The sequence below is a fragment of the Leptolyngbya cf. ectocarpi LEGE 11479 genome, assembly GCF_015207065.1.
GTDB lineage: Bacteria > Cyanobacteriota > Cyanobacteriia > Phormidesmidales > Phormidesmidaceae > Leptothoe > Leptothoe ectocarpi.
Genome location: NZ_JADEXP010000502.1, coordinates 1 through 3305 on the forward strand (window position 1 = coordinate 1; position 3305 = coordinate 3305).

Sequence of the window (3305 nt, forward strand, 5' to 3'; positions counted from 1 at the left end):
CTATATATATGATTAATTGTGTAGACGGCGGTTACCGCCGCTACAGGCGCAGTGGGAGAAACCTAGCGGATGGGAAAGGTCGTCGGTATTGACCTCGGTACTACCAACTCAGTTGTCTCAGTCATCGAAGGTGGCAAGCCGGTGGTCATTGCCAATACAGAGGGTATGCGAACCACACCTTCGGTTGTGGCATTTAGCAAAGATGGGGAGCGTTTGGTGGGGCAAATGGCGCGGCGTCAGGCGGTGCTTAACCCTCAAAATACGTTTTACAACGTTAAGCGCTATGTGGGTCGTAAGTATACAGAACTTAGCTCCGATTCAAAGCGGGTTCCCTACACTGTGCGCAAAGATGAAGCAGGCAATGTCAAAATTCGCTGTCCCCGTCTAGATAAGGACTTTGCCCCAGAAGAAGTGTCGGCGATGGTGCTGCGGAAGCTGGCGGAAGAGGCCAGTCGCTATATGGGGCAGCCGGTCACGGGGGCAGTGATTACGGTCCCTGCTTATTTTAATGATGCTCAGCGTCAGGCGACCCGAGATGCCGGGCGGATTGCGGGCTTAGAGGTCAAGCGGATTCTCAATGAGCCGACAGCGGCGGCGCTGGCCTATGGGTTAGATCAGCAGTTTAATCAAACTATCCTGGTATTTGACCTGGGTGGCGGCACCTTTGATGTGTCGATTTTAGATGTTCGTAACGGCGTGTTTGAGGTTAGATCGACCAGCGGTGACACCCAGCTGGGTGGGGTGAACTTTGACAAAAAAATTGTTGACTGGCTAGCGGATGAATTTCTAGAAACGGAGGGAATTGATCTGCGCCGGGATCGGCAGGCGCTGCAGCGTTTAACCGAAGCGGCTGAGAAGGCTAAGGTCGAGCTATCGGGCTTGCCCACTGCTGAGATTAATTTACCGTTTATTACGGCCTCAGCTGATGGGCCTAAGCATATCGAGAAAAAGCTGTCGCGATCGCACTTTGAGACCCTCTGTGCTGACCTGATCGGTCGTCTACGCGCTCCGGTACAGCAGGCGATGAATGATGCCCGACTCTCCCCCTCGCAAATCGATGAAATCGTTCTAGTGGGTGGTTCTAGCCGGATGCCGATGGTGCAGCAGCTAGTGCGGTCCATGCTGAGCAAAGAACCTAGCCAAAATGTGAACCCCGATGAGGCCGTGGGGGTAGGGGCCGCGATTCAAGCGGGTATCTTGACCGAGGAAGTTCAAGACATCATGCTGCTGGATGTCACCCCGCTGTCCCTGGGGCTAGAGACCATTGGCGGTGTGATGAAAAAGGTCATTCCTCGCAACACGACCATTCCAGTGCGGCGCTCCGATGTCTTTTCCACCTCTGAGAATAATCAAACCGTGGTGGAAGTGCATGTGCTCCAGGGTGAGCGAGAAATGGGGACTGACAATAAGTCCCTGGGTCGCTTTAAGCTGATGGGTATTCCCCCCGCTCCGCGAGGTATTCCCCAGGTGCAGGTGTCCTTTGACATTGATGCCAATGGCATTTTGCAGGTGTCAGCCATGGATAAAACCACGGGGCGCGAGCAAAGCATTACGGTGCAAGAGGCATCCAACCTTTCCGAGGACGATATTCAGAAAATGCTGCGGGAAGCGGAAGAATTTGCCGATGTTGACCGGGGACAGCGGGAACGGATCGAAAAGCGCAACCGTGCCGAAACTCTGACGTTCCAGGCAGAGCGGGCGATGCGGAGTGTGTCCATTGACTTTGGGCTGCAGTTTGCTCGCGATCGCAAACGCCGAATCGACAACCTGATTCAAGATCTGCGCGATGGTCTCAAACGAGAAGACGAACGCATGATCGACATGATTCAAGCGGAGCTACAGGATGAACTGTACGAATTGAACCGGGAAGCCTATTTGTACGACGCTGATAGCGACGATGGCAATAATATCTTTAGTCAAATCGGCGACACCATCAAAAAAGCGTTTGACGATGACGATGACTATTATCGGCGTGACTACGATTGGAATGGTCAAAGCCAGTGGGATAGCCCCAGCTGGTCAGCGGGGCGTCGTGACAATCGCAGCGGATGGGATGACTGGGACGATAGCTGGAATCGTTCCAGCCGCCAAGGTGGCAGTCCTAGCTATGATGACGCTCCCCGTGGTTATGACGGTCGTGGCTACAGTGGGCGCGGCGGCTATGATGCTCCAAAAGAGAGCTATGGTCAGGATTCCTACGGACGAGATGCCTACCGCCAGGAACCTTATGGTCAGCAAAGCCAGCAAGGTCAATATGACCAGCGTCGCTATGACCAGGGCTATTACGATCCCAACCAGCAGCAAAGACGCTCTGGTGCTGCCGATAATCAGGGACAGTCGCCGTGGGATGACAGTGGGCCAAATGGGCCAAGGCGTTCTCAGTCCTACAGCCAAGCACAAGACTCCTATAGTCAGGATAGTTCTTCTGGTCGTGAGCCCTATGGCCGCGAATCCTATGACCGCGAATCCTATGACCGCCAGGAACAAGCGCGTGGTCAGCGGGACTATCCACAGCAAGGTTATAACCAGGGTGGTGGCGCTTATCCTTATGAGCAAGGAGGCTATCGGCAAGTGCCTGCTGCTGGGGATGCACCCCGCAGACAGCCGGAGGATGCAGGGCGCTATGCGTCTCCTCCGAATAGCTCATATCCCTCTGCCCAATCAGGTAACGGTTATTCCCCTACCAATGAGCCCATGGTAAATAACGGTTGGAACTCTGGTGCTCCGAGCGATGACGACCCTTGGGCCGATCAGTCTACCGATCAGCCTAGTAGACCTGCCAGTAGTCCATCCCAAGGCTATTCTGGAAATTCTTCTTCTCGGCGACAACCGAGTCCCCAGCGCTATGACGATGACTGGGGCGACCAAGACGAAGTCTGGTAGGTCAGTCGGTCTCTACTATGCAAAATTTTCGAGACTATTATGAAATACTCGGCATTGTTCAGAGTGCTGATTCCCAATCGATTAAACAGGCCTATCGTCGCCTAGCCCGGCAATTTCATCCTGATTTGAACCCTGGCGACCACCAGGCTGAAGAACGCTTTAAGTCCCTGAATGAAGCTTATGAAATTCTTTCAGATACGGGAAAAAGAACTCAGTATGATGACTATCGACGTGATTGGCTCGAGCAAAAGTCTGAGGCCGACTATCGAGATTTAGAAGACTTCAATCGCTTTGTCGATCAGCTGCTCAATCGTCAGGAGGGACCCCAACCCCCGTCCCCACCGAAAAAAAAACGTAACCCCAGGAAAACAACTCCTTCTCAACGTCGTGATGCAGAAGCCACTTTGCAAGTACCGCTAGAA

2 protein-coding genes are annotated in these 3305 nt (G+C 53.4%); both read left to right on the forward strand.

The window, feature by feature from the left end:
- Window positions 1-69: 69 nt before the first annotated feature.
- The gene (dnaK, locus tag IQ260_RS29035) at window positions 70-2883 is read left to right on the forward strand and encodes a molecular chaperone DnaK (protein WP_193996544.1); all 2814 of its coding nucleotides are present in this window, start codon (window positions 70-72) and stop codon (window positions 2881-2883) included.
- Between the two features lie 17 nt (window positions 2884-2900).
- Window positions 2901-3305, forward strand: a 405-nt coding sequence (locus tag IQ260_RS29040; RefSeq protein WP_193996545.1) for a DnaJ domain-containing protein, incomplete at its 3' end; no start/stop codon positions are given.